At 63.5% G+C, this 5,807-nt stretch carries 6 protein-coding genes, 1 tRNA gene and 2 pseudogenes; all 9 read right to left on the reverse strand.

The window, feature by feature from the left end:
• Window positions 1–1,901, reverse strand: a pseudogene (gene rpoB / locus H0U68_RS03545) (DNA-directed RNA polymerase subunit beta); the annotation flags it as partial.
• Window positions 1,902–2,155: 254 nt separating this feature from the next.
• Window positions 2,156–2,533 (reverse strand): 50S ribosomal protein L7/L12, encoded by a 378-nt coding sequence (gene rplL, locus H0U68_RS03550; RefSeq protein ID WP_296352787.1) that lies wholly within the window; start codon window positions 2,531–2,533, stop codon window positions 2,156–2,158.
• Between the two features lie 39 nt (window positions 2,534–2,572).
• Complete coding sequence (gene rplJ / locus H0U68_RS03555; RefSeq protein WP_296352788.1) at window positions 2,573–3,088, reverse strand: 50S ribosomal protein L10; 516 nt, start codon at window positions 3,086–3,088, stop codon at window positions 2,573–2,575.
• A gap of 200 nt (window positions 3,089–3,288) precedes the next feature.
• On the reverse strand, window positions 3,289–3,993 hold the full coding sequence (gene rplA / locus H0U68_RS03560) for a 50S ribosomal protein L1 (RefSeq protein ID WP_296352789.1): 705 nt from the start codon (window positions 3,991–3,993) through the stop codon (window positions 3,289–3,291).
• Complete coding sequence (gene rplK, locus H0U68_RS03565; protein WP_296352790.1) at window positions 3,994–4,425, reverse strand: 50S ribosomal protein L11; 432 nt, start codon at window positions 4,423–4,425, stop codon at window positions 3,994–3,996. It lies immediately after the preceding gene.
• Between the two features lie 68 nt (window positions 4,426–4,493).
• Entirely contained in the window at window positions 4,494–5,120 is a 627-nt protein-coding gene (gene nusG, locus H0U68_RS03570) for a transcription termination/antitermination protein NusG (RefSeq protein ID WP_296352791.1), read from the reverse strand.
• Window positions 5,120–5,503: a preprotein translocase subunit SecE gene (gene secE, locus H0U68_RS03575; RefSeq protein ID WP_296352792.1), complete on the reverse strand. Its 384-nt coding sequence runs from the start codon at window positions 5,501–5,503 to the stop codon at window positions 5,120–5,122. The genes nusG and secE overlap by 1 nt, the downstream gene beginning before the upstream one ends.
• Window positions 5,504–5,596: 93 nt before the next feature.
• Window positions 5,597–5,672: transfer RNA gene (locus H0U68_RS03580), tRNA-Trp, on the reverse strand.
• A gap of 6 nt (window positions 5,673–5,678) precedes the next feature.
• Window positions 5,679–5,807, reverse strand: a pseudogene (gene tuf / locus H0U68_RS03585) (elongation factor Tu); the annotation flags it as partial.

Raw genomic sequence — 5,807 nt, forward strand, 5'->3', positions numbered from 1 at the left:
TCCTTGTCGAGCTCGGCGTTGGCCTGCGCGACATAGTGCTTGGACTCTTCCATGGCGCTGAGATAGCTGACGTCCAGCGTCACCTTGTTGTCGACGATCTTGCGGTACGGCGTCTCGATGAAGCCATACTTGTTGACCTTGGCGTAAGTGGCCAAGCTGTTGATCAGGCCGATATTCGGCCCCTCGGGCGTCTCGATCGGGCAGATGCGGCCGTAATGCGTCGGATGCACGTCGCGCACCTCGAAGCCGGCGCGCTCGCGGGTCAGACCGCCCGGTCCAAGCGCCGAGAGACGGCGCTTGTGGGTGATCTCCGACAGCGGGTTGGTCTGGTCCATGAACTGCGACAGCTGCGAGGAGCCGAAGAATTCGCGCACCGCGGCGGCCGCCGGCTTGGCGTTGATCAGATCCTGCGGCATCACGGTGTCGATATCGACACTGGACATGCGCTCCTTGATCGCGCGCTCCATGCGGAGCAGGCCGATACGATACTGGTTCTCCATGAGTTCGCCGACCGAGCGCACCCGGCGATTGCCGAGATTGTCGATGTCGTCGATCTCGCCGCGGCCGTCGCGCAGGTCGACCAGGGTGCGGATGACCGCGAGGATGTCCTCGTTGGTCAGGACCATCGGGCCGGTCGACTCGTTACGGCCGACCTTGGCGTTGAACTTCATGCGGCCCACGCGCGACAGGTCGTACGTGTCCGGGTTGTAGAACAGGCGCTGGAACAGGGCCTGCACCGCGTCCTCGGTCGGCGGCTCGCCGGGGCGCATCATGCGGTAGATGGCCACGCGCGCGGCGAACTCGTCGGCGGTTTCGTCGATGCGCAGCGTCTGGCTGATGTAGGGGCCCTGGTCCAGCTCGTTCGTGTAGACGCACTGGATGTCCTGGATGCCGGCGGTGCGCAGCTTCTTGAGCAGCGCTTCGGTCAGCTCGTCGTTGGCCTTGGCGATGATCTCGCCCGTGTCCGGGTCGATGATGTTGCGCGCGACCACGCGGGCGACCAGGAAGTCTTCCGGCACGCTGATGTGCGTGGTGCCGGACTGCTCCAGCTCGCGGGTGTGGCGCACCGTGACGCGCTTGTCCTTGGACACCACCACCTTGCCCGACTTGTCGGTGATGTCGAAGCGGGCGACCTCGCCGCGCAGGCGCTCGGGCACGAACTCGAGCTGCGCGCCGCTGTCCATCAGGCGGAAGTTGTCGTTGACGAAGAAGTTCGCCAGAATGGTTTCCGGCGTCAGGCCGATGGCCTTGAGCAGGATGGTGACCGGCATCTTGCGGCGGCGGTCCACGCGGAAGTACAGCATGTCCTTCGGGTCGAACTCGAAGTCGAGCCAGGAGCCGCGGTAGGGGATGATGCGCGCGGAGAACAGCAGCTTGCCCGAGCTGTGGGTCTTGCCCTTGTCGTGTTCGAAGAACACGCCCGGCGAACGGTGCAGCTGCGACACGATCACGCGCTCGGTGCCGTTGATGATGAACGAGCCCTTGTCGGTCATGAGCGGCACTTCGCCCATGTAGACCTCCTGCTCCTTGACTTCCTTGACCACCTTGGACTGCGGCGTGGACGACTCGCGGTCGTAAATGATCAGCTGGACCTTGGCGCGCACGGCGGAGGCGAAAGTCAGACCGCGGGTCTGGCACTCGCGCACGTCGAACGCGGGCCTGGCCAGGTTGTATTCGATGAACTTCATCTCCACGAAACCGTTGTGGGAGACGATGGGGAAGGCGGCGTCGAATGCAGCCTGCAGGCCCTCGATGGTGCGTTTTTGCGGCGCCATGTCCGCCTGCAGGAAGGCGGTGTACGCATCTTTCTGCATCTGCAGCAGGTACGGCACTTCGAGAACGCTGTCGCGTTTGCCGAAACTCTTGCGGATGCGTTTGCGTTCGGTATAGGAATAGGCCATGAGATCTCCGGGCTAGCGAATTTCTGAAAAATTCGTCAACTGTCGCGCGCCGGGCGGGCGCATTCTTGGCGGGTTGGCCTCTACCAACCTTGGCGGACAGCCCGGCATTGCACCAGGCCCGAACCAAGCAGTCTTCTGCAGTCGGGTCAGAAGACACTAGGAAAGACGCGTGATGGCGTATTTCCTGCTGTCCTCATCAAGCAGCAAAGGCTGGAGGCCCTTTCGGGACACTCCAGCCTCGGGCCGGGATCGAGTTACTTGAGCTCGACCTTGGCGCCGGCGTCTTCCAGCTTCTTCTTGGCAGCTTCGGCGTCGGCCTTGGCAATGCCTTCCTTGACGGCCTTGGGCGCGCCGTCGACCAGGTCCTTGGCTTCCTTGAGGCCCAGGCCGGTGATTTCGCGCACGGCCTTGATGACCTGCACCTTGTTCGCGCCGGCTTCCAGCAGCTGCACGGTGAACTCGGTCTTCTCTTCGACGACCGCGGCAGCGGCGCCACCGCCACCGGCGGCCGGGGCGGCCATGGAAGCGGCGGAAACGCCGAACTTCTCTTCAATGGCCTTCACCAGGTCATTGAGATCCATGACGGACATGCTGTCGAGCGCCGTCAGAAATGCGTCTTTGTCGAATGCCATTTTGAACTTTCCGAAATAAGTTGGTTACCAGCAGGGCCGTTAAGCGGCCACTGCCTCTTCCGTTACTGGTGCTTCCTTGTGCTTGGCCAGCGCCGCCAGCACTGCCGCGGTACGCGACATGGGCGACATCAGCAACCCGCACAGCTGGGACAGCAGCACTTCCTTGGAAGGAATGCTGGCCAGCTGCTTCACGCCGTTGACATCCAGGCTTTTGCCGCCGAACACGCCGCCGCGAATGACCAGCTTGTCGTTGGTCTTGGCGAAATCGGCCACCACCTTGGCGGCGGCCACAGCGTCCACGGAGAAGCCATAGATCAGCGGGCCGGTCATCTGCTCGCTTGCCACTTCGAACGCGCTTCCCGCAACAGCACGGCGCGCCAAGGTGTTCTTCAGAACACTCAGGTTCACGCCGTTGCTGCGCGCGGTGGTGCGCAGTTTCGTCATGTCGGCGACCGTGATGCCGCGGTATTCCGCCAACACCAGCGTCTGGGCAGAAGCTGCGAGGCCGGTCACCTCTGCGATGACGGCTTGCTTTTCACTGCGATTCAGACTCAAGGTCTACTCCTTGCAAATTGCGCTCGGGGTTGCCCCGTCGCGCGCCCTTGTTGCAGCGACCAACCGTTTCGGAAATCTCTCGAATTCGTCTTCGGCGGGATCGCCATCTGCGTTGGCGTTCTCACGATTAAGCGGGGTCGTCCCCGCACCAACGGTCTTGGATGGCCCGCGGAATCACCCCCGCGGCCCACCACGTGCGATTACGCCACCGAAGCCGTGAGCGTCTGCATGTCCACGCGGACACCCACACCCATCGTCGACGAAATCGCGACTTTCCTCAGGTACACACCCTTGCTGGCAGCCGGCTTGGACTTGTTCAGCGCATCGATCAGCGCCGCCAGGTTGCCCTGCAGCTTGTCGGCGCCGAACGAGCGGCGGCCGATGGTGGAATGGATGATGCCGCCCTTGTCCACGCGGTACTGCACCTGGCCGGCCTTGGCGTTCTTCACCGCCGTGGCAACGTCCGGCGTCACCGTGCCGACCTTGGGGTTGGGCATCAGGCCGCGCGGGCCCAGGATCTGGCCCAGCGTGCCGACCACGCGCATCGCGTCGGGGGCGGCGATCACCACGTCGAACGGCATGTCGCCGGCCTTCACGCGGGCGGCCAGGTCGTCCATGCCGACGATGTCGGCACCGGCGGCCTTGGCTTCCTCGGCCTTGGCGCCCTGGGCGAACACGGCCACGCGCTTGGTCTTGCCGGTGCCGTTGGGCAGCACGACGGCGCCACGAACGACCTGGTCGGACTTCTTGGCGTCGATGCCCAGCTGCACGGCCACGTCGATGGATTCATCGAACTTGGCGGTGGCGGCTTCCTGCACGATCTTCAGCGCGTCGGCCAGGGGGTACAGCTTGGTGCTGTCGACCTTGCCCTGGGACACTTTCTGTTTCTTGGTGAGCTTGGTCATTTACACGCCCTCCACGGTCACGCCCATGGAACGGGCCGAGCCCGCCAGGGTCTTGATCGCGGCATCGATGTCGGCCGCGTTCATGTCCTTCAGCTTGGTCTTGGCGATCTCTTCGAGCTGGGCTCGGGTGATCTTGCCGACCTTGTCCTTCAGCGGGCTGGCCGAACCCTTGTCCAGCTTGATCGCCTTCTTGATCAAGGTGGTCGCCGGCGGCGTCTTGATGATGAAGGTGAAGCTCTTGTCCGCGAACGCGGTGATCACCACGGGCAGCGGCAGACCGGGCTCGACGCCCTGGGTCTGGGCGTTGAACGCCTTGCAGAACTCCATGATGTTCAAGCCGCGCTGGCCCAGGGCGGGACCGATGGGCGGCGACGGGTTGGCTTTGCCAGCTGGTACTTGCAGCTTGACGAAGCCGACGATCTTCTTGGCCATGTCTTACTTTCCTTGCGGGTGATAACGCTCTGGCCAAGCGGCCGCGGCTCCCCGGGGTTGACAAACTCTCAGGTCTTTTCGACCTGGGAGAACTCGAGCTCCACGGGCGTTGCACGACCAAAGATCGTGACCGACACGCGGACCTTGCTCTTCTCGTAGTTGACTTCCTCGACCGTGCCGTTGAAGTCGGTGAACGGGCCGTCCTTGACGCGCACGTACTCGCCCACCACGAATTCCACCTTGTGGCGGGGCTTCTCGACGCCCTCCACCATCTGGCCCAGGATCTTCTTGACCTCGTCGTCCGAGATCGGTGCGGGGCGGTTCTTGGCGCCGCCGACGAAGCCGGTCACCTTGTTGGTGTGCTTCACCAGGTGCCAGGACTCGTCGTTCATGATCATCTGCACCAGCACGTAGCCGGGATAGAAGCGGCGCTCGGAGGTGCGCTTCTGGCCGTTCTTGATTTCGACCACTTCCTCGGTGGGCACCAGGATCTCGCCGAACATGTCCTGCATGCCGGCGCGGTTGATGCGCTCGCGGATGTTGCGCTCGACCGCCTTCTCCATGCCGGAGTAGGCGTGCACCACGTACCAGCGCAGGTCGGGATTGACCGGCGTGGCGGGCGTGGCGTCGGCCGCGGGCTGCACGCCCTCTGCCGACTGGTCTTGGTGTTCGTCTTGGCTATCGGTTTCGCTCATCACTTCTTCCACCCCAGGAGCAGGTCATAGAACACCCATTCCAGGGTCTTGTCGGTCAGCCACAGGAACAGCGCCATGATGACCACGAAGCCGAACACGTAGGCGGTCATCTGGATCGACTCCTTGCGGGTCGGCCACACCACCTTGCGCACTTCCTTCCAGGCGTCGCGGCCGAAGGCCACGAACTGCCGGCCCGTTTCCGAGCTGAGGAACACGCCGGCCGCGGCGATCAGGCCGACGATCAGCACGCCCCATTGGGCGATCTGGCCTTGCTTGCCCAGCACATAGAAGCCTGCCAGCGCGGCGACCACCAGGGCGATCGCGGCTCCCAGCTTCGCCTTGTCGGCGCCGGTGCTGACGGTTTCAACTTGAGAAGTGGCCATGTTTCGGCGTTTTCCTGCTCTGTCTCGACGTGCCCTTGAAGACACTGAAGCCCGACACGCGGCCGGGCTTGCTTGGGAGGCTTGCCACTCAGGTGGCAGGGGCAGTAGGAATCGAACCTACAACCTTCGGTTTTGGAGACCGACGCTCTGCCAATTGAGCTATACCCCTTCGCATTTACTCCATGATCTTGGCGACGACGCCGGAGCCGACGGTCTTGCCGCCTTCGCGGATGGCGAAGCGCAGGCCTTCTTCCATGGCAATCGGCGCGATCAGCTTGACCGTGATGGTCACGTTGTCGCCGGG

The sequence above is a fragment of the Ramlibacter sp. genome, from assembly GCF_013697775.1.
Classification (GTDB): domain Bacteria; phylum Pseudomonadota; class Gammaproteobacteria; order Burkholderiales; family Burkholderiaceae_C; genus Ramlibacter.

Bases quoted from the DNA above. Each gene is read 5' to 3' on its own strand.
- rplL (WP_296352787.1), bottom strand. From the start codon at position 2,533: ATGGCATTCGACAAAGACGCATTTCTGACGGCGCTCGACAGCATGTCC.
- rplA (WP_296352789.1), bottom strand. From the start codon at position 3,993: ATGACCAAGCTCACCAAGAAACAGAAAGTGTCCCAGGGCAAGGTCGAC.
- rplK (WP_296352790.1), bottom strand. From the start codon at position 4,425: ATGGCCAAGAAGATCGTCGGCTTCGTCAAGCTGCAAGTACCAGCTGGC.
- nusG (WP_296352791.1), bottom strand. From the start codon at position 5,120: ATGAGCGAAACCGATAGCCAAGACGAACACCAAGACCAGTCGGCAGAG.
- secE (WP_296352792.1), bottom strand. From the start codon at position 5,503: ATGGCCACTTCTCAAGTTGAAACCGTCAGCACCGGCGCCGACAAGGCG.